Raw genomic sequence first — 20,193 nt, forward strand, 5'->3', positions numbered from 1 at the left:
TGTCATTTTTTAAAGTCTTTAGGAAAGGGAAACACATGGGTATCCTTAATTTTTGCAAACCTGCCGTGGGCGATATAGGCCAATAGGGGGTGGTCGTGCAATTGTTGCCTCTCGTCTTTCTCAGACATACGCAGGTAGTCTTTGTTTATATGGGCCGCCTTGATGGTGCCCGCAACCAAGCTGTTGTCGTCAAAGCCGTCGATGACCTTGTACAGTTCGCACTCTAAATACAGGTAGGCGCCCCTGAGCAAGGGGGCATCAATAGTGGCGGCCTTTATCAAGGGCAGCGCCTTGACCGTGCCTTCCGATTTTGAAATGTCTTCTGTACGGGGAGATGCGCTCAAAGAGGTTGGTACGATTTGATCGGGCGTCGGAAAACTTACCGTGAATGCCCTGTTTTTCTTCACATTTTGATAGGTGCCGTGCCTTGGGGTGCAGACAAAGCCGAAATAAAGACCGTGCCCCAAGGGCATGGCCATGTGCTTGGGGGCCAGATCGTACCCTTCATCTTCTTTGGTGCCGATGACCACCAACGGGGCCACGGTGAAGATGCGGTCCCAAAGGGGGAGGTCAAGATCTAAGGAGGTAAAACGGTCTTGTTGCAATGTGTCCATAACCATTCGTGCAATGCTATAAAATTACGGCTACGGATATGCCCTCGTAATGATTTTGGTCAGGTGGGCAGCGGCCAAATTTTAGACATGAAAAAAAGCTAAAGACTATTGACCGCCCTTTTCAGTTTATCGCGTACCTCTTCGGCAATGCCCGCCAAAGCCTCGTTTTTGACCCCCATCATCGAGGCCACTGGATCTACGGCGGCCACTTCTATGCTGCTGTCGTCGTTTTCACGAACGATGACATTGCAGGGCAGCATGGTGCCGATCTTGTTCTCGATCTGTAATGCCTTGTGGGCAAATGGTGGATTGCAGGCCCCCAAAATTTTGTAGTTGGGAAAATGCACATCCAACTTCTGTTTCAAGGTGGCCTTTATGTCGATTTCGGTAAGAATGCCAAAGCCTTCCTCTTTTAAGGCTTCAGTCGTTTTTTCAACGGCTTTCTCAAAAGAGACATCATTAAGTGTGGTACTGAAATAATAATCCATTTGAATTCACTTTTTAGAATGAATGACTTCTTAAAAACGAAAACAGGAAGCCATGGGCCTCCTGTTTTCTTCGAAGTTGCAAATGTGTCTTTGCGTGTAGCCAATCCTTAAGTCATCTTAATTGATAAAATGATGTAGGGGCCGGCCTTTGGCAAAAACGGCCTTGCAACCTCTGGCCTGGACCGCCTTGCGGCGATAGAGACCTTTCTGTTGGTGTTGTTGAAAGGACCGGGACAGTAGCATGTTCCGGTCCTTTGGTGTCGGTATCGCAATGCCTGATTTGTCATCCGCATTTGGAACGTAGCGAATACGCCGAGAAACGGACGCCAAGACCGATACGGCACTTCAGATACCTTATATGACCGCTAAGGCATTGCTGCTTAGAAGTCTATCTATTTGTATGCAAAGAACTTTAATACAAAAAAGGAACCGGAACACCGAGATGTTCCGGTTCCAAAGAAGAAATTACTCCACCCAATGACCACTTACACTGGAAGTTACTCGAACCTATCGCTAGATTCTTTCACAACTCAAAAGGTGTAAAGGGTATCTGTAACCTCTTCCTTTTCCATAGATTTTTTATCCCCACGATAAAAAATCCATTGTATTTTTTTTCAAAGAACGATATCAACTATCGATTATGAGACCAATCTACAACACATAACAAAGTTTTGAAATGACCTAAGTCAGTTTGGTCATTTTTTTCAATTTTTAACATTTGTGTGAACAATCCATTCATAGAGTCGGTTCACATCTTCTTTTCTACAAAGTTCTGTGCCCGGGGTCATAGTGGCGGCGGTGCCACAGGCCACCCCGTAACGCACCATTTCTGAAAGTGATTTTCCGTTGGCCAGGCCAAATACCATTCCCGCTACCATACTGTCGCCGGCACCAACTGTGCTTTTTTGGTGTACCGTCGGGGCGGGAATGTGTTCACACAAATCTTTGGTGACCAATAGGGCTCCCTTGGCACCCAACGAAACCACAAGAACCTCGCTATGATGTTCTTTAACAAATTTTTTTGACAACGGTTCAAGTTCATCAGCAGTGATGGAGGTTACCCCCAAAAGCGTACTGAGTTCGCCCAGATTGGGCTTGAGCAAATATACTCCAGCAGCTGCCCCTTCTTTGAGGGCCTCGCCCGAAGTGTCCAACACTAAGCGTGCCTCTTTCTTCTTTGCCAAAGCGGAAAGCCTTGCATAAAAATCATTGGGCATTTTGGGTGCCAATCTGCCGCTGGCGATCAAAAAATCGTTCTCGGACAATTTTTTCTCAACCTCTTCCAAACAGTTTAGCCATTCTGCTTTGCTGACATTGGGCCCCGGCATGCCAAACCGATATTGTTGTTCGGTGGCGGTATCGGTCACCGAAAGATTGTCGCGCGTCCATCCTTCTATGAAAATGGTCTCTTGCCGTATGCCTTCTTTGGTGAGCAGGTTTGTGAGGTGATTGCCCGTTTGGCCGCCGGCGAGATACATGCACAGTGAGGTGCCCCCCAACTTTTTAATGGCGCGGGAGACATTTATACCGCCGCCGCCTGGGTCAAAAACGGGTGATGCACAACGCAATTTCTTGTTCGGAACAATGCCCGCGACCGTGGTGCTCTTGTCGAGCGCAGGGTTTACGGTCAATGTGATGATATTGTTCATTTCAACGGTTTTGCTTTAAAGGAAAGGATATCGCCTTACTCTGGCTGCTCTACTTCGACACTAGTTGTCGGTGGTTCCAACAATTCAAAAAACTGGTCGAGCTTGGGTAGAATGACGATCTCGGTACGCCGATTTTTTGTCCTCCCGTCCACGGTTTCGTTGGTGGTCTTGGGCAGGTATTCCGAACGGCCACCGGCGGTCATCCGCGAAGGCTGTACCCCGAATTTGTTCTGCATCAATCGCACGATCGATGTGGCCCGTTTGACGCTCAAATCCCAATTATCGACCATGCATTCGTTGGCAATCGGCACATTATCGGTATGGCCCTCCACCAGAATATCGAGTTCTTTATGATCGTTGACGATCTTGGCGATTTTACCGATGACCTCTTCGGCGCGGTCACTGATTTGGTAACTGCCCGACCTGAACAACATTTTATCCGAGATGGAAACATAGATCACCCCCTTTTTAACCTCGATATTGATATCGTCGTCGTCAAAATCGTCAAGCGAACGTTTGAGGTTCATGACGAGTACAAGATTGATGGAATCTTTTCGTTGCATCGATGTCGTTAGGTCCCTGATGTATTTGTTCTGCTCGTTGAGCGCCTCCAGCGATTGTTTGATACTCTCGGCACCCGATTTGCTCACGACCGAAAGATCCGATAAGCGGGCCAAAAGATCGGTATTGGTGCTTTTGAAGTATTCCATTTGCTGTTCCAATGATTTGGATCGGTTTTTTTCATTGGCCAGATTAGTCTGAAGTAAGGCAACCTCGTTTTGGCTGTTCTGAAGATTATTTTCACAAAGTGCCACCCTGTCTTGTGCCGCGGCGTACTTTTTTTGGCTCACGCATGATGTCATTAAAACAACCAAGCCTATGGCCATAAATTGTATGGTCTTCATGATATATTGTTTTAAATGGTGTTACATCGATTCCCGTCACAAAGAAACGACCCCGAATAGCGGTGCGAAATGATGTAGGTCATCTAGGTCTTGGATGTTCGGCCGACGGAATCGAATCATCATAGGGCTTTGTTTCGCATGGTCGTTCTACCCCTGATATAATCGCACAACATGTTGGATGACCATAGGCTTGGAAAGATTTGCCAAGTTCGCCATCCCGATAACCATCGGGATTGGATTTGGTATTGGAACGGAAAAAGATGAACACAGAACCCGCCTGTACCGAATTGTGCTTTCGGGCGGGCAAAAGGCTTTGGCCACGGGCGGACCTGCCTGCAGGCAGGCGGAAACGAAAAGGTTTCCTTACCGTTCTACTTGCCATAGGAGACCGATGATGTCGTACTGTTCATGAAATTGTTTAGTTGTGTTCATCGGTATTCGTCGGTCACAAAGCTCGGTGGCATAGCCATACCAACCTTTTTGCTTTTTACGTACCTTGGACAATTAAAAACCTAGGGACTTACTGCGCGTAGCCCAGCGTTACCTGCAATAAAAACCCAAAATCTACCTGAAAACATTTTTCAATTCAAATATTCGTAAATTTACAGAATGAATGTTCTATCGGATAAACAACATAGAATTTTTGAAACGACCCTAAAACTAATTGCTGAACATGGCTTGCATAACACTCCTATGTCATTGGTGAGCAAACGATCAGGCGTGTCAACAGGTGCAATTTATCATCATTTTAATGGCAAGGAGCATTTAATCAATGAATTATATATATACGTTAAGCAAGATTTAATTGATAATATTTTTGAGAATGTTGATAGCAACCAAGAGTTTAAGGAAAAATTCCACAGAATTTGGAGTAATTATTTTTACTATTTGATTAAAAACCCTGATATACTGTCTTTTATAGAACAATGTTCAATCTCTCCCATCATCAATGAAAAAACAAGAAAAAAAGCTGAAAAATTTAGTGGGCCACTTATAGAATTTTTTGAAAATGGCATTAAAGACAAACAAATTGTTGATAATGAGATTGAACTGATTTTGGCAATAACGAACGGCAATGTAGTAGCTCTTGCTAAATTATTTATATCTGGAATGTTGTCTATAAATCAAGAAACTGTAAACAAAGCAATAAACATTTCCTTAAAGGGTTTATCGAAATAATTTTTTTTACGTAACACAGAACGAATGTTCTATCTATAATAATTGGAACACTAAAAATTTATACCATGAATAAAACAAAAGGAAATGTATTGATCACAGGGGCAAGTGCCGGGGCAGGCAGGGCTATTGCGGTCAAATTTGCGAGCAAAGGTTTTAACATAATTGCCGTTGCCCGCAGAAAAGATAAACTTGACAGTTTAAAAAATGAACTTCAATCAGGGTATGGTTCTGATGTGACAATTTTACCGACCGATCTAGAGAATGAAAAAGCTGTTTATGAACTTTATGATAAAGCCAAAGAAATAGGAATTGATGTTCTTGTTAATAATGCTGGATTAGGAGAATGGAATTTAGCATGGGAAACAAGTTCAGAAAGATTAGATGCTATGATTAACCTGAATATTAAAGCGCTTTCAATTTTATCAACCTGTTTTGTTAAAGACAATGTCAGTAGAAAGTCAACTTTGATAAACATCGCTTCGTTGGCAGGTTATTCTCTGTTTAGTACAGCAATTCCTTATAGTGCTACCAAGTTTTTTGTTACATCGTTTACCGAAGGCTTGACACATGATTTAAAACTAGCCAACAGCCCCTTTCAAGCCAAATTAATGGCCCCGGGTCCCATTGATACGGAATTCACTAAAATTTCTTTAGAGCAATCAAAACTAGGCGATATTGACACTAGTAACGTTCAGTTTCACACCCCTGAACAAATTGCGGCGTTTACTTACCAACTTTATGAAAGTGATAAACCTGTGGGTATGGTCGATATGGCCAGTATGGGTTTTGTTTTAACCGACACAATTCATCCATCGGCAAGTATCAAATGATTTTCTAACACAAAATATTTATCATGACCAGAATTGAACAGAACAAACAAATCGTAAATGCAGCATTTGACCATGCCGAAAAAGGCAACCTTGAAGGATTTTTAAAGGCTTTATCACAGGATTTCAAATGGACAACCACCGGCTCTACAGGAGTATCCGGAACATATGATGTCCAAGGACTTATAAACGAATATTTTCCAAAAATAACTGCATCTTTTGAGAGTATGCCAGTTATAGTACCTGACAAAATCATCGCTGATGAAAATCATGTAATCAGGCTTGGACATGGCGAAGGCGGGGTTGCCAAAAATGGTTTGGAATACAACAATATCTATTGCTTTGTAATAGAAGTAGAGAATGAAAAAATTAAATCCATTACCGAATATTGCGATACGGCCCTTGTTGAAAAAGCTGAATTGGGTCAATACCAGATCAGTGAAAATTGAATTTAATTCGCTAACATAAAAAAGGAAATAGAATGGAATATTTAGCACTTGGAAATACAGGACTGTACGTTTCCCGCCTATGCCTCGGGACAATGACTTTTGGAAAAAACACCTTATATAATCCAATAGGAAGTTTGGAAGAGAAAGAAGTCAAGCAGTTGGTTGACCGCGCATTTGATGTAGGTATAAACTTCTTTGACACGGCAAACTTATATGCTATGGGCGAATCGGAAAAATTGCTCGGAAAAGCAATAGGCAAAAGACGTGAAGAAGCTGTAATTGCAACCAAACTATACAATCCTTTCACAAATGATATGAATTCACTTGGCACCAGCCGAAAAGCAATTATGCGTGAAGTGGAGGCAAGTCTTAAAAGACTTAATACGGACTATATCGACCTTTATCAGGTACATTCTTGGGATCCTACAACGCCCCTTGAAGAAACGCTTTCAGGATTGGATGATCTTGTTAGGTCTGGAAAAGTCAGATACATCGGGCTGTCAAATTTTACCGGATGGCAGATAGCAAAAGCACATGGAATTTCAGAAGCCAAAGGTTTTCATAAGTTCATTTCGGCCCAGTCGCACTATTCGCTTGTCGGTCGGGAACTTGAATATGAGGTACTTCCTGCCGTGCGTGACCTTAAAATGGGAGTCATGGTTTGGAGTCCGCTTGCCAGCGGTTTTCTTACCGGCAAATATACCGGTGAAAATGCCGAAAAAGGAAGACGAAGCCATTTTTCATTTCCACCCATAGAACTTGAACAGGGCGATAAAGTTGTTGAAATATTAAAAGAAATTGCATCCACCCACCAAGCAACACCCGCCCAAATTGCGCTCGCTTGGCTATTGCATCGAAAAGGAATTACGAGCATAATTATCGGTGTGAGGCGTATTGACCAGTTTGAAGACAACATAGGTTCTGTTAAAATCAAACTTTCCAGTGAAGAATTGGAGCAATTGAATGCTGTCAGCCAGCCCAAAACTCCATTTATGTACATGGATTTCAGTTTGCAGCGGGGGCAAACATTACATGAAAGGATAACACAAATGAAGTCGCATTGAAAGGCAAAATTAGTGTATCATTAGATAAATCACTGCGGTTAACGTTATATATGAAAAAAGTGCAGAAGTGCAGATTCTGAAAGGTCTGCACTTTTTTTATTTGGTTGCTACGTTTATATAAAACCGCTGACGAAGGTCATTGTCGTTGTTTCAACGGCACGCTACATTTGTTTTAGCCAATTGATCTGGCGATGAACCAAATCCTTAATTTAAAACAACGAATTATGAAAGATAAAAATAAAACTTCGTGCAAACTGTCAAATCATCTACTGGTTTTCATTTTTTTATGTGTTGGTGTACTTTTGAGTAGTTGCAATGAGCAAGCACGTGGCTTTGCCTTACCCGAAGGCAATGTCGAAGCAGGTAAAGCAACTTATAGGAGATTGGCCTGCAATGAATGTCATAGTATTTCAGGAATCGAGTGGATTGGAGGAAGCGATAGTCTCAACATACCCCTTGGCGGTGACGTACCTGCTAAAAAATCCTACGGGAATCTCGTTACTTCGGTCATCAATCCTACACACAAAATCGCACGCAGCTACGAACAAAAGGGTACTAACGAAACAGGTCTTTCCAAGATGAAGAACTACAACGAGGTCATGACGGTCCAAGAACTCGTCGATCTGGTCACTTTTCTTCAAACGGAATACAAAATAAGCATACCGCCAACACATTACCATCCTTATTATTGAGTTGTTTAAAGGAGAGAGTAAAAAGCCGTAACATTACCTATTGTTTTTATCTATTGCCTGTAGTTCATCGTTACAATGATTCGGGCAATTCAATCAATCGATAGTTAGGCCAACGCTTCACTTTTCAAGTCGACTTCCGCCTTGTTGATGTTTTCGATACCCTGCAACAACGCATCGGGATTAAAGGAAATACTATCAATGCCTTTTTCGACCAGAAAGGCTGCAAATTCTGGAAAATCGCTGGGTGCCTGCCCGCACAGCCCTATTTTTGTACCTGTTTGACGCGCCGAGTCTATGGCCATGGCAATCATTTTTTTGGCGGCAGCGTCGTTTTCATCGAAGAGTTTGCCCATGATTTCTGAATCACGATCGATACCGAGTGTGAGTTGGGTAAGGTCGTTTGAACCAATTGAAAACCCATCAAAGATTTTGGCGAACTCATCAGCAAGGATCACATTGCTGGGAATCTCGATCATGGTATAGACCTCAAGGCCGTTTTTGCCGCGTTTCAATCCGTTTTCCTTCATGATCTCCACTACTTTTTTGCCCTCTTCCAAGGTTCGGCAAAAGGGCACCATTACTTTTAGGTTGTCGAGCCCCATGGTTTCCCGTACTTTTTTAATGGCGGCACATTCTAGGGCGAACCCTTCTTTGTACAGATCGCTGTAATATCGGGCCGCACCCCTGAAACCCAACATCGGATTTTCCTCATCGGGCTCAAAACCCGTACCTCCGATAAGGTTGGCATATTCGTTGGTCTTGAAATCGCTCAACCGCACGATGACTTCCTTGGGGTAAAATGCCGCCGCGATCGTGGCGATTCCTTGTGATAAATGATCGATAAAATAATCCGCTTTGTTTTGGTAGCCGTGTGTCATCTTTTCGATTTTTCTAATGACACCTGCATTTTTCAGTTCGTCGAACTTGACCAAGGCCATGGGATGTATTTTCACGGAATGGGTAATGATAAACTCCATACGCAGCAATCCCACGCCATTGTTGGGGTAATATGAAAGTTGGAAGGCGTTTTCGGGATCGGCCAGAATCATTTTCGCTTCTGTACGGGGCATCGATATGTTCGAAAAATCGATTTCCTTTTCATCGAAAGTGAGTTCCTCCTCGTAGACGTAGCCCGTTTTTCCCTGGGCGCAGGATAAGGTTATGGGTTCGCCATCCTTGATATTCGTTGTGGCGTTTCCGCAGCCCACAATGGCGGGCACCCCCAGCTCACGGGCCACGATTGCGGCGTGGCTGGTCCGTCCGCCCTTGTTGGTAATGATGCCGCCCGACTGTTTTAATAAGGGATCCCAATCGGGTGTGATCGTATCGGTAACGATGATATGGCCGGGGGTCAGATTTTTGGCTTCCTTGGGGGATTTTAAGAGGGTAGGGATGCCGACCTTTATTTTGGAACCTACGGCGTTTCCTTTCGTGATTACATTGCCTTTTTCCTTCAATTTATACTCAATGTGCAGATTTTTGTTTTCGGACTGATGTACTGTTTCAGGTCTTGCCTGAATGATAAACAGCTCGTTCGTGAGGCCGTCTTTTGCCCATTCGATGTCCATAGGTTTTTCATAATGCTGTTCGATGAGCGATGCCCATTTTGCCAAGGTGATTATTTCTTGGTCGGAGAGCACAAACTGCCGTTGCTTGGGTTTTGGCGTGTGTATGTTGGCCGTAGCGGCACCATCCTTTGATTTTCCATAGATCATGGTCAATTTCTTGTCGCCCATTTTCTTTTGGATGATGGGATTTTTCCCCATCTGCAATGTGGGCTTGAACACATAAAACTCATCGGGATTGACAGCACCTTGAACGATATTCTCGCCCAAGCCCCATACGCCCGAAAGCAAGATGACATTTTCAAATCCCGATTCGGGTTCGATGGTAAAGCCTACGCCCGAGCAGCCCTTATCGGCCCGTACCATTTGTTGTACGCCTACCGAAAGGGCGACCTCATTGTGTTTAAACCCCTTGTCGTCACGATATTTGATGGCGCGATCGGTATATAAGGAAGCAAAACATTTTTTAACGGCCTCAAGCAGTTTCTTTTCGCCGGAAATGTTCAAAAAGGTATCGTGCTGGCCGGCAAAACTGGCAGTGGGCAAATCTTCTGCGGTGGCACTGCTGCGAACTGCTACGGCACATTCTGTGTTATCGCAAAGTCTTTTATAGGCCTCGGTGATTTCTTTTGAAAAGGTGCTTGAAAAGCTTCCTCTCAAAATGAGATTACGTGCCTTTTGGCCTATTTCACCCAGATTGGCATAGGTTTCGGTATCCAATTTTGAAAGGATATCCTGCAATGGTCTTCGTATGGAGTTTTCATCCAAGAACTTCCAAAAGGCTTCCGCCGTGGTCGCAAAACCATCGGGCACACGTACCCCCTGTTGGGTCAATTGGTTGTACATTTCGCCCAGTGAGGCATTTTTCCCCCCTACGGTAGGCACATCGGCCATTTTTATTTCGTTGAAGTACTTGATGTTAGCAGCCATCTTTTTAAGGTTTGCCCGCAAATTTCCCAATGTTGCGCCTGCCCCGCAATGATGCGTATCAGTTGTACCGTAGGTTCAAGGGCGAATGGATGAAAATATCGAAGTGCGACATAAAAAATCCTGGATATTTTTGGCCTACCCCTCTCTTTGCTTTCCTGTTATTTCGAGTATGTTGATGCGGTAAACAATCGGGGAGGAGCCTTCGGCACCCAGTTTGCTCGAAAATTCATGGATGAACTGAACGTCTTTATTGGGATTGCGATTGATGAGGTCTTTTACGCCCTGTGAAAACTCGTGCAGCAGGTGTTTGGCATCTATCTGATGCAGTTCTTCAAATTCACCATGCACCAAAACAGATTTCCAATGGTCCATAGATTCGATTTCATCTACCTGTAACGATACGTACCTGTTTTTTCTCATTGCATCGATTTTATGCCCTTCCAAAGAGTAGCTAATGATGCCACCATCATTTTCTATATCAAGGAAGTAATAGGTTATTGGGGCCACAAAAGGGATTTTACCCACCATATACGCCAGTCTTCCTATGTATTTGTTTCGAAGCAGTTCAATGCAGTCTTTTTGCCCAAGATTCTTTATCATGTCAAATGTTTATCTAAAACTATCATACCACCATAATTTGTGTTATGATCTAAGTCATTTCAGAAAACTTAATCAGAGCGTTAAGGATTATTCTTTCAAATGCCTATCTTTATGATAACCTCGAATTAATAACCAACAAGATATTTTCTTATGTCCCATGCATGTATTTTAATCATTGAAGACGATACCTGCATATTGAATAATACCGCTGAACTTTTACAGCTCGAAGGCTATACGGTGATGACGGCAAGCGATGGAAAAATAGGGATGGAAAAAATACTGCATTCGCCCCCTGACCTTATCATCTGTGACCTATTGATGCCCAAAATGGATGGGCTTACCCTACTTGAAACCTTGGGCAAGCACCCCAAGCTCAAAAAGATACCTTTCATCTTCTCAAGTGCCAAATCTGAAAAAACCGATATTGAAAAAGGACTTGCCTTTGGTGCCGATGATTATTTGGTAAAGCCTTTTGGCCTCGATGAGCTTTTGAAATCAATCAAAAAATGTCTGTCAACAAAGGGTGTGGCAGAAAAATGAAATCATTTTTTTTTCAGGAGCACATCATACCACTAGGGTCAATGCTTCGTTCAGTTGGGGCACTCGTACATGCCATCCGAAAGTATTGTTGAGTTTTGCTCTGAATGTGTTAAGGTCACTGGGTTCACCGTGCACCAAGAATACACTTTCGGGAATGTTGCGCAGTTTGCCCAGCCAATGCAACAACTCTTGTTGGTCGGCATGTGCAGAAAGGCTTTCCAAGTGGTAAATGCTGGCCTTTACAGGATAGAGTTTTCCATATATCTTGATTTCATTTGACCCTTCGAGCAATTTTCTGCCGCGCGTTCCCTCGGCCATATAACCCACCAATAATATAGTGGTCGAGGGCCGATCGATGAGTTGCTGCAGATAAGTGAGTACCCTGCCTCCGGTGACCATGCCACTACCTGCGATGATAATCTTTGGTCTTGGGTCGTCTATGGTTTGCCATGTTTCCCGATACGATTGAACGATATTGATGTGGCGGCACATGGCCCTATATTCGTTCATGGGCAAACGGTGCCAATGTTGATGTCTTTCAAAAACGGAAAGCACGTTGTTGCCCATAGGGCTGTCAACATAAATAGGGATGTTCGGGATTCTATTCTTCTTGTACAAGTGCCACAGCAAATACATAAGCGATTGTAACCGCTCGACAGCAAATGAGAGAATGATAAGATGCCCCCTTTGTTGAATGGTCTTGCTGATCAACTTGATCAGTATTGTCTCGACGTCTTCTTCAGGGTGATGTTTGTCGCCATAGGTGCTTTCCATAAAAAGATAGTCTGCCCATTTGGGGCGTTCAGGTGGCTCTAGCAACAAATCTTCCTGTCTGCCGATATCGCCCGAAAATACGAATCGTTTTCCATAGATATTGATTTCAATGAAAGTGGCGCCGATGATATGGCCGTTGTAGCGAAAGCGGTATTTGATATTTTCTGACAACGTATGCCAGACATCACGTTTTTGGGGCTTGAATAAATTCAGGGTAAATTCAGCTTCTTTCAATGTATAGAGAGGGAGGGCCGGATCATGTTTTGAATACCCCTCGGTGTTGGCCAATTGGGCCTCTTCTTCATGAATTTTGGCACTGTCAAGAAGTACAATCTCTGTAATGTCCAGAGTCGGCGCGGTACCATGAACAGTACCCCGAAAGCCCTCTTTGACGAGTTTGGGCAGGTAGCCGGTATGGTCTAAATGGCCATGGGTCAACAATACGGCATCTAGCCTTGTGGGATTTATGGGCAAGGGTTCCCAATTTTTCAACCGCAGTTCTTTGAGGCCCTGAAACATGCCACAGTCAACCATCAGGTTTTTTTCGGGCGTTTCCAAATAGAATTTTGAACCCGTCACCGTACCCGCGGCCCCGAGAAAATGTACTTTAATCATTGGCATTTTCAAGATCGTTATGGGTGCACAGCATGTTCATCTCATCAAGAATCCTTTTCTTTCGGGTGTCTGATATGCCCAAATGGTCAAGAAAAAAACGGTCGCCCAACAGTTGGCGGCAGAGTACCACATCTCTGCTCAGCAGAAATTCCTTTTCTCGCTTAGTGAGCAGGGTAGATACCGTGATGGGGTATAGGCCAAGCCGGTCTATACGGTCTTTGAGGGCATCGTTCTTGGGGTGGTTCCATCCCAAAAGAAACAACCCTGCACATTTACCGTACTGCAATGCATCGGCGGTGAAACGGGTATTGGTAACCAACCAAACCTCTTTTAAAGGTTTTTTGCCATGCGTGCCGTTCCATCTTTTCTGTACATCATTGTAGCGACTGTGTAGGTAAAGTGGGTCTTTCACATTGCACTTTTTGGTCTTGTCACCGTGAAACTTGCACTCTACCAGTATAAACCGATCACTGTTTTCGGCCAGCACATCTATTTCGTGTTTTACGCAGAACCCTTGTACTGTTTGGCCGACTTCTACGGTATAGCCCGAATATTTCAATAATTGCCCAACAAACCTTTCAAACGGAAACCCTGTCGGACCCAGCTCGTAAATGGCTTTCTTCAGTTTGTATTTTGAGGCAAATACAGAACGTTCACGCTTTAGCAGTGCAAAAGCCCTATTGTGGATTTCCTCCGTGGTGATTTCTGGGTACAGTTCATTTTTTATGATCTGTACAATGTGTTCAACTACTTGATCGTTGGCCCCCGATTTTTTTAAGGAAGCCTTGAGCTTGTTTAGCGAAAACGGTGCCTTTTCGCCAGTAGATTTGATTACCTCGAACTGTTCGTTCATATCTTAAGGTGTCTGAATGCGTAATCGAAAAAAGCCTGTGTTTTGGCAATCAAAATAGTGTCAATCATTTCATTGTGCCATGACCATGGTCATGAAATCTGAGTTTATTGACATTGCCAGTGTTGAATGCAAAAACCGGAATGGTAATACGCTTATGTCATTTACGCCCTATTATGCTGCACGGGCAAGTGCCCATAATTTGTTCACTGATCCAGATCATTGTGAACCTGTTGCAATCAGAATACATTTGGTTTTATTGATTGGATGGATCGGCTCGGTTCATCTAACCGTTAACTTAAATAAAACGTTATGAAAAAATTACTATGTGGTCTGTTTATTTTGGGGCTGACCATCCCGAGCTTTGCCCAAATCGTCAAGACAGAACAGTTATCTGAAGTCACGGTATATGCCACCAATTACAAGTACCTGAACAGTATAGATACTGGAGAAGAAGCTTCCATTCCTGTTGAAATGCTGCGAAGAAAAGTGGCTTCATTCAATGTGCAAGATTCTGAATTCTATCAAGATGACTATGATCTCTACAGGATTAATTTCTACATACCTGAAGGCAAAATACTTGCCGCTTATGACAAAGATGGCAAGATTCTTCGCACCGCAGAAAGGTTCAAAGACATCAACCTGCCCACTGCCGTGAAAGAAGCTGTTTTGGACAGGTTTCCTGAGTGGACCATCACCAAGGATATTTACCTTGTACACTACCATGATAAAAAAGGTGTTTCTAAAAAGTACAAGCTCAAACTTGAAAACGGCGATAAGGTACTCAGGGTAAAAGTGGACGAGAAAGGAAACTTTCTTTGATCAACGAAAATCGATTTAACAACAATTATTAAAATTAGAAACTATGTCAGTATTAAAAGTAATAGAGATTTTAGGAAATTCCACTGAGAGTTTTGAGGATGCTGTACAAAACATTGTTGACGAAGCGTCAAAAACGGTAAAGAACATCAAGTCTGTGTACATCAAAGACATGCAGGTAACGGTGAACAACAATAAGATTTCAGAGTATCGTGTAAACGCCAAGGTCACCTTTGGCATTGTGGAAGAATAATCCTTTAGTTTGGTTTGGATGGTATGGTTCGAAGAGGTCTTCCGATTTCGGGCCATACTTTTTTTTATCCGAGCAAAGAGGTCGTGCAATGTTAAAAAAGATGTAATTGATTTACATCATTGTGCATTTGTCACTTTCCATTGATATTTAGGTAAATCATGAATGTCATGGCATCCATCAAAACATTTGACGAGCACGTAGCACAATATGAACAGTGGTACGAAGACCACCCCGAGGCCTATCAATCAGAAATTTTGGCCCTGCAAGAGCAGTTTTTAGAGCTGCCCCAAAATATCAGGGGCATAGAGGTGGGCCTGGGCACGGGAAGGTTTTCAGAGCCCTTGGGCATCAAAGAGGGCATTGAACCCTCGGCCGAAATGGCAAAAAGGGCCATGAAAAGGGGCATTGAGATCATGAAGGGCACCGCCGAACGGTTGCCCTATGCTGCCATGCAATTCGATTTTGTGCTCTTTGTCACGGTTTGCCATCTCAAAAACCTGAAAAAAGCCCTGTCAGAGGCCCGTCGGGTATTAAAGCCCGATGGGGCGATTATTATTGGTTTTTTGGATAAGGAACGACTAATCGCACAGTCGTATATGGCCAGGCGGCATAAGAGTAACTTTTATGAAAAGGCCGTTTTTTATTCGGTGGAAGAAATGGAGCAATTGCTCAAAAAAGCGGGGTTCAAAAATTTCAAATATAACCAGACGCTGTTCGACAATTTAGAGGAAATTAAAAACATTCAATCACCAAAAGAGGGAACAGGAGAGGGTTCTTTTGTTGTGGTAAAAGCACAGAAAAAATGAATGTTGTTCAAGAGTCAAGGGAAAACGGGAAAAAAACAACTGCCCGGGCAAGAAACCGCAAAAGGCGGGGTTTGTATTATGGAAACCCCCAAAAAGTTTATGTCAAGGCATTGCCACATACTGCCGATGTAGAGACAAAGGTATATGCCCTTACCTACAAAGAACTTTTTGAGAACAACCTAAGGGCGATGAACAACATCTTAAAAGAGGGCTGTGGTGATGCCGCAGACCATTTCGACTGCTTGATGAGACTTGATATCTCATCAGCCGATCCCACAAACCTTTTGGTCGATTTTTTGTCTGAGGTGCTTTCACTTTCCTATGTCCAGAAAGCGCTTTTCTGCAATATCTATTTTTCAGAACTGTCAAACAACAGAATCGAGGCACAGCTATATGGTAAATGGATCGATGGTTTCGATGAAGAAATCAAGGGGGTAACCTACCACGAAGCCTATGTAAAAAAGAACGACGACAACATCTGGGAAAGCCATATCATTTTTGACATTTAGATGAAGAAAGTAAAAAAGGACGATATCCAAAAAATTGAGGAGTATCTGTGGGAAATTCCAAAATCCTTTAGGGAAGATATGCGCGTACCCGCCAGAATCTTGGCGAACGAAACCCTATTGGACGATATCTTGGATGACCGATCACTCAGCCAATTGGTGAACGTCGCATGCCTGCCGGGCATCAAAAAGGCCTCGCTTGTCATGCCCGACGTACACGAAGGCTATGGCTTTCCGATCGGGGGCGTTGCGGCCACCGCCCACCCCGAAGGAGCCATTTCGCCCGGGGGTATCGGTTACGACATCAATTGTGGGGTAAGGCTACACGTATCAAAACTGCAACGCGAAGAAGTGGAAAACCGTTTGGAAGACCTTACGAAAGAGCTCAACGCCCAAATTCCATCGGGTATGGGCAAGGGCGGACCTATCAAGGTTTATGCCGATGAAATGGACGAGGTGCTCACAAAGGGTGCTGAATGGGCGATTGAACGTGGATATGGTTCAAAAGAAGATCTACAGTTTATAGAAAACAATGGCAGATTGCCCTTTGCCGATCCCGGTTATGTTTCGGCGATGGCCAAGAACAGAGGGGCTGACCAGTTGGGCACCATTGGCTCCGGGAACCATTTTGTGGAAGTGGATTATGTCGAGGAAATCTACGACGATATTATCGCACAAACCTATGGGCTGCAAAAAGGTCAGGTGGTGGTTTTAATCCACACCGGATCTCGCGGACTGGGGCACCAAGTGGCCACCGATCACATACGGTCAATGATGGCCGCCATGCCCAAATATGGCATACAGCTACCCGATAGGGAGCTTACCTGTGTACCTTTCAATTCAGAAGAAGGGCAAGACTATTTCAAGGCCATGTGCGCTGCCGCCAATTTTGCCTGGTGCAACCGACAGGTCATTTCAGGTGGGGTGGCAAATGCTTGGCAGACTGTCTTTGGAAAAGATGGAGGGCAGCTAAGACTTTTGTATGATGTTGCACACAACATTGCAAAAGTAGAGACCCATACCACAGAAGATGGGCCCCGAAAGGTCATCGTACACAGAAAAGGGGCCACAAGGGCCTTTGGCCCCGGATCTGATGAACTGCCGGAAGCTTATGCCAAGGCAGGGCAGCCTGTTATCATTCCGGGTAGCATGGGCACGTGTTCGTACGTGCTGGCGGGTGCCCCAAAAAGTGAAGAAATGACCTTTGGGTCGTGCTGCCACGGTGCTGGCAGACGCTTGTCGAGAACAGCAGCCAAAAAGCAGGTAAATGCCCCAGTGCTGAAACAAGAACTCAGGGAAAAGGGCATATTGGTAGAGGGGTCATACAGGGGCATTGCCGAAGAGGCGCCCATAGCCTACAAAGATGTTGATTTGGTGGTCGATACCGTAGAAACTTCCGGCATTGCCAAAAAGGTCGCAAAATTGAAACCTATGGCGGTCATCAAGGGTTGATGATTCTATTGGCCTCTTCCAACAATTGCATGGCCTCGGTATCTGAGACTTGGCCGAATTCCTCATAATACTGCCCTACTGCATGAAAATTACGAGGTGTATTTAAACAGACCACTTCATCGATGTATTCTGAATCCTCCAAATTTTTGACCGCCGATGGGGGCGCCACCGGAATGGCTACCACGGTCTTTTTCGGTTTTTGGCCATGTACCAACTGCGCCGTTACCTTGATGGTATTGCCCGTGGCGATGCCATCATCGACGATGATGACGGTTTTGCCCTTCAAATCTCGTGGGAATCTGTTCTTGTAATATTGGTCGTGCCTTTTGCGGAGTTTTTTTCTGACGCGCTCCGATTCTTCAACGATATAACTTTTGGTCACCCCTACTGCCTCGTTCAAGACCACATTTTCGAGACTTACTGCCCCAATGGCATATTCCCTATTGTAGGGATGGCCCAATTTTTTCGAAAGGGCCACATCCAAAGGAGCGTCAAGAGCTTTTGCCACAATCGCCCCCAATGGAAGTCCGCCTCTGGGTATGGCCAAGACCACGATATTTCCCTTATGACTTTTGTAAGGTGATAATTTTTCTGCGAGTTGCAGTGCCGCATCAGTTCTATCTTTAAACATCTTTTAAAACTTTTCTTCCCGACCGAAGTTCATGCCCTATGATTGTTTTCTTTTTTGGTTCAGTGTTCAAGATAAGCAACAAACAAAGGGTTGCACAATGATGTGAATCATTCATGCCAAGGATTTGAACTGATGAAAATCATTTCAACAAATGGGCCATACCAGTAGCTTTACCTTGGGTTTCCCTAAAAGATGATAATTGTAAGCACCCAAGCTCTTGAGCCGTAACAGGGATGGAATCTAAAGGTTCACAAAATGAATGACCTAAAAGAATTGCTCAACGAAATCAGCGACCTCACCAATACTATAGAGACGCAGTATCCGGAACTTTATCAATTCTTGGAAGAAGACCCCATGACCCTGCCCGTGGCCCGGCATCCCAAAGTGGACAAAAGCACTTTGGAAAAATACCTCCAAAGCTTACGGGAATTATTGAAACATCATTTGGAAACACATAACAATAGGGGTTGATGGGCGAAATTGCTACTTCAGAAAGGCAGATCACCCTGTTTTACCATTCCAAATCGGTAAGGGCAAAACAGGCCTTGGCCTACGCCAAGGCCAAGGGCTTGCCCATATTGTTGATAGACATCATCAAGACCCCCTTGACGGGCACACAGATAGCCGAGTTGGCATCTCGGCTGGGCCTAAGGGTGTGCGATTTGGTGAATCAAGAACACCCTGCCTATACCAAGCGTTTTAAGCACCATGATTTCTCTACGGAAGATTGGATAAAAATGATACAAAAGAACCCGGATATCATGAAACAGCCCATAGCACTCAGGGGAAACAAAAGCATTTTGGTCGATACACCAACGGATATCATAAAGATTTGATCCAAAAAATAATGATCATGAAAAGAAAATGGTACAAAATAGTCGTCTGGATATTGATCGGTATCGTGGCCCTGTTCTTCATATTGGCCGTTTGGTACAAGTACGAATATTCGATGGATCCCGTAGAACCTTACACGATATATGCCGAAAGTTTTGAAGACAAACTGCTCATCGCCACACAGGGCAGTGAATTCAAAAATGCGGTGGTACAACGTATCGTTGACCATTACGAAAACGATTCGCTTTTCATCAAGGTCATCGATGTTTCAGGTCTGCCACAAATAGCCCCATCAGATTATAGTGCAATTTTGATCTTGCACACTTGGGAATATGACAAACCACCCGAAGCTGTGGAGGAGTTCATCACCGAAAACAAAGATGATGCCGATAAGTTCGTTGTCTTTTCAACCTCCGGTGAGGGGGGCAATACGGTCGAGGGGGTTGATGGTCTGGCAGGGGAATCCGTCATGGCCGATGTTCCCGTTTACTCAGGGCAGATCATCAAAAAGTTGGATGGCCTGCTTGACCAGTGAAAACATATATGCTTACTTTCAAAAACTTCAATATTGCCGATTGGTTCTCGTTTTACCGCATCGTTGCGGTGCCGCTGCTACTGGTTTTGGTCTGGTTAGGGGAGCGACAGCTCTTCTCTTGGTTTTTGCTCATCAGCTATAGTACCGATGCCATCGATGGCTTTTTGGCCCGAAAACTCAAGGTCAGCAGTGCGAGGGGATCCCAATTGGATTCAATGGGTGACCAACTGACCTTTATCATGGGCCTCATCGGGCTTTGGGTCTTTGAAAACGATTTCATCAAAGAAAACCTGCTGCTCATTGCCATTGCCTTTGTGCCCTATATCATACAAATGCTCATCGCATTTTTCAAATATGGCAAGGCCACGGCCTTTCATACGTATCTGGCAAAAATCTCTGCCGTAATGCAGGCAGGTTTTATTCTGTGGACCTTGTTTTTCGGTCCGATTTATTGGCTCTTTTATGCTATGATTGTTGTAGGGGTATTGGAAACCTTAGAGGAAATTACCCTTATTTTTATGTATGATCGATGGGTAAAGGACGTAAAAGGCATCTACTGGGCACTGAAAGATGAACGAAGAATTGGCAACGCTGTCGAAAGTGAATAAAAACCAAA

Annotated in this window: 24 protein-coding genes; 15 read left to right on the forward strand and 9 right to left on the reverse strand. The window is 44.1% G+C overall.

What is annotated here, in order from left to right; all coding sequences use genetic code 11:
• Nucleotides 1-2: 2 nt before the first annotated feature.
• The 4 genes from VC82_RS02890 to VC82_RS02905 all read right to left on the reverse strand — a co-directional run bounded on the left by VC82_RS02890 (nt 3) and on the right by VC82_RS02905 (nt 3,656).
• Nucleotides 3-614, reverse strand: coding sequence for a flavin reductase family protein (locus tag VC82_RS02890; RefSeq protein ID WP_045801041.1), 612 nt, complete (start codon nt 612-614; stop codon nt 3-5).
• 98 nt (nt 615-712) lie between these two features.
• Nucleotides 713-1,102 carry a DUF302 domain-containing protein gene (locus VC82_RS02895; RefSeq protein WP_045801042.1) on the reverse strand — a complete coding sequence of 130 codons (390 nt, stop codon included), beginning with the start codon at nt 1,100-1,102 and terminating at the stop codon, nt 713-715.
• A 704-nt stretch (nt 1,103-1,806) separates the two neighbouring features.
• Entirely contained in the window at nt 1,807-2,751 is a 945-nt protein-coding gene (locus VC82_RS02900) for a 1-phosphofructokinase family hexose kinase (RefSeq protein WP_045801043.1), read from the reverse strand.
• Between the two features lie 35 nt (nt 2,752-2,786).
• Nucleotides 2,787-3,656 carry an OmpA/MotB family protein gene (locus VC82_RS02905; RefSeq protein ID WP_045801044.1) on the reverse strand — a complete coding sequence of 290 codons (870 nt, stop codon included), beginning with the start codon at nt 3,654-3,656 and terminating at the stop codon, nt 2,787-2,789.
• A gap of 609 nt (nt 3,657-4,265) precedes the next feature.
• Here VC82_RS02905 and VC82_RS02910 point away from each other — a divergent pair.
• The 5 genes from VC82_RS02910 (at nt 4,266) to VC82_RS02930 (ending at nt 7,867) form a co-directional block, all read left to right on the forward strand.
• On the forward strand, nt 4,266-4,835 hold the full coding sequence (locus VC82_RS02910; protein WP_052698868.1) for a TetR/AcrR family transcriptional regulator: 570 nt from the start codon (nt 4,266-4,268) through the stop codon (nt 4,833-4,835).
• 65 nt (nt 4,836-4,900) lie between these two features.
• A complete protein-coding gene (locus tag VC82_RS02915; protein ID WP_045801045.1) occupies nt 4,901-5,665 on the forward strand; it encodes an SDR family NAD(P)-dependent oxidoreductase in 765 nt (254 codons plus the stop codon).
• Between the two features lie 23 nt (nt 5,666-5,688).
• Complete coding sequence (locus VC82_RS02920) at nt 5,689-6,111, forward strand: nuclear transport factor 2 family protein (protein WP_045801046.1); 423 nt, start codon at nt 5,689-5,691, stop codon at nt 6,109-6,111.
• 32 nt (nt 6,112-6,143) lie between these two features.
• A complete protein-coding gene (locus VC82_RS02925; RefSeq protein ID WP_045801047.1) occupies nt 6,144-7,175 on the forward strand; it encodes an aldo/keto reductase in 1,032 nt (343 codons plus the stop codon).
• 224 nt (nt 7,176-7,399) lie between these two features.
• The gene (locus tag VC82_RS02930; protein WP_045803209.1) at nt 7,400-7,867 is read left to right on the forward strand and encodes a c-type cytochrome; all 468 of its coding nucleotides are present in this window, start codon (nt 7,400-7,402) and stop codon (nt 7,865-7,867) included.
• Between the two features lie 104 nt (nt 7,868-7,971).
• Here the strand turns inward: VC82_RS02930 and ppsA are convergent, their stop codons facing one another.
• Both ppsA and VC82_RS02940 read right to left on the reverse strand, forming a co-directional pair.
• Complete coding sequence (gene ppsA / locus VC82_RS02935; protein WP_045803210.1) at nt 7,972-10,362, reverse strand: phosphoenolpyruvate synthase; 2,391 nt, start codon at nt 10,360-10,362, stop codon at nt 7,972-7,974.
• Nucleotides 10,363-10,497: 135 nt separating this feature from the next.
• The gene (locus VC82_RS02940) at nt 10,498-10,962 is read right to left on the reverse strand and encodes a pyridoxamine 5'-phosphate oxidase family protein (RefSeq protein ID WP_045801048.1); all 465 of its coding nucleotides are present in this window, start codon (nt 10,960-10,962) and stop codon (nt 10,498-10,500) included.
• A gap of 150 nt (nt 10,963-11,112) precedes the next feature.
• On the opposite strand from VC82_RS02940, the gene VC82_RS02945 reads away from it, so the two are divergent.
• Nucleotides 11,113-11,502: a response regulator transcription factor gene (locus VC82_RS02945; RefSeq protein ID WP_052698871.1), complete on the forward strand. Its 390-nt coding sequence runs from the start codon at nt 11,113-11,115 to the stop codon at nt 11,500-11,502.
• 24 nt (nt 11,503-11,526) lie between these two features.
• On the opposite strand, the gene VC82_RS02950 is transcribed toward VC82_RS02945, so the two are convergent.
• Together VC82_RS02950 and VC82_RS02955 are read right to left on the reverse strand one after the other, a co-directional pair.
• The gene (locus tag VC82_RS02950; RefSeq protein ID WP_045801049.1) at nt 11,527-12,897 is read right to left on the reverse strand and encodes an MBL fold metallo-hydrolase RNA specificity domain-containing protein; all 1,371 of its coding nucleotides are present in this window, start codon (nt 12,895-12,897) and stop codon (nt 11,527-11,529) included.
• On the reverse strand, nt 12,884-13,744 hold the full coding sequence (locus tag VC82_RS02955; RefSeq protein WP_045801050.1) for an ATP cone domain-containing protein: 861 nt from the start codon (nt 13,742-13,744) through the stop codon (nt 12,884-12,886). The genes VC82_RS02950 and VC82_RS02955 overlap by 14 nt, the downstream gene beginning before the upstream one ends.
• A gap of 309 nt (nt 13,745-14,053) precedes the next feature.
• Between VC82_RS02955 and VC82_RS02965 the strand changes: the two genes are divergently transcribed.
• The 5 genes from VC82_RS02965 to VC82_RS02985 all read left to right on the forward strand — a co-directional run bounded on the left by VC82_RS02965 (nt 14,054) and on the right by VC82_RS02985 (nt 17,577).
• Nucleotides 14,054-14,563, forward strand: a complete 510-nt coding sequence (locus VC82_RS02965) for a nicotinate-nucleotide adenylyltransferase (RefSeq protein WP_045801052.1) — start codon at nt 14,054-14,056, stop codon at nt 14,561-14,563.
• A gap of 43 nt (nt 14,564-14,606) precedes the next feature.
• Nucleotides 14,607-14,813 carry a dodecin family protein gene (locus VC82_RS02970; protein ID WP_045801053.1) on the forward strand — a complete coding sequence of 69 codons (207 nt, stop codon included), beginning with the start codon at nt 14,607-14,609 and terminating at the stop codon, nt 14,811-14,813.
• Nucleotides 14,814-14,980: 167 nt separating this feature from the next.
• On the forward strand, nt 14,981-15,619 hold the full coding sequence (locus tag VC82_RS02975; RefSeq protein ID WP_045803212.1) for a class I SAM-dependent methyltransferase: 639 nt from the start codon (nt 14,981-14,983) through the stop codon (nt 15,617-15,619).
• Nucleotides 15,616-16,128: an archease gene (locus VC82_RS02980; protein WP_045801054.1), complete on the forward strand. Its 513-nt coding sequence runs from the start codon at nt 15,616-15,618 to the stop codon at nt 16,126-16,128. Before VC82_RS02975 ends, VC82_RS02980 begins: the two co-directional genes overlap by 4 nt.
• Complete coding sequence (locus tag VC82_RS02985; protein WP_045801055.1) at nt 16,129-17,577, forward strand: RtcB family protein; 1,449 nt, start codon at nt 16,129-16,131, stop codon at nt 17,575-17,577.
• Here the strand turns inward: VC82_RS02985 and VC82_RS02990 are convergent.
• Nucleotides 17,567-18,208 carry a phosphoribosyltransferase gene (locus VC82_RS02990; protein WP_045801056.1) on the reverse strand — a complete coding sequence of 214 codons (642 nt, stop codon included), beginning with the start codon at nt 18,206-18,208 and terminating at the stop codon, nt 17,567-17,569. The two genes, VC82_RS02985 and VC82_RS02990, sit on opposite strands and share 11 nt — an antisense overlap.
• Before the next feature lie 255 nt (nt 18,209-18,463).
• On the opposite strand from VC82_RS02990, the gene VC82_RS02995 reads away from it, so the two are divergent.
• Genes VC82_RS02995 through VC82_RS03010 form a run of 4 tightly spaced genes read left to right on the forward strand, consistent with a single transcriptional unit; the run spans nt 18,464 to nt 20,185 of the window.
• The gene (locus tag VC82_RS02995) at nt 18,464-18,679 is read left to right on the forward strand and encodes a hypothetical protein (protein ID WP_045801057.1); all 216 of its coding nucleotides are present in this window, start codon (nt 18,464-18,466) and stop codon (nt 18,677-18,679) included.
• The gene (locus VC82_RS03000; protein ID WP_045801058.1) at nt 18,679-19,044 is read left to right on the forward strand and encodes an arsenate reductase family protein; all 366 of its coding nucleotides are present in this window, start codon (nt 18,679-18,681) and stop codon (nt 19,042-19,044) included. Before VC82_RS02995 ends, VC82_RS03000 begins: the two co-directional genes overlap by 1 nt.
• A 17-nt stretch (nt 19,045-19,061) precedes the next feature.
• Complete coding sequence (locus VC82_RS03005; protein WP_157517959.1) at nt 19,062-19,577, forward strand: hypothetical protein; 516 nt, start codon at nt 19,062-19,064, stop codon at nt 19,575-19,577.
• 8 nt (nt 19,578-19,585) lie between these two features.
• Nucleotides 19,586-20,185, forward strand: coding sequence for a CDP-alcohol phosphatidyltransferase family protein (locus tag VC82_RS03010; RefSeq protein WP_045801060.1), 600 nt, complete (start codon nt 19,586-19,588; stop codon nt 20,183-20,185).
• Nucleotides 20,186-20,193 lie beyond the last annotated feature (8 nt).

It is taken from the genome of Flagellimonas lutaonensis, assembly GCF_000963865.1.
In the GTDB taxonomy this organism is placed as follows: Bacteria; Bacteroidota; Bacteroidia; order Flavobacteriales; family Flavobacteriaceae; genus Flagellimonas_A; species Flagellimonas_A lutaonensis.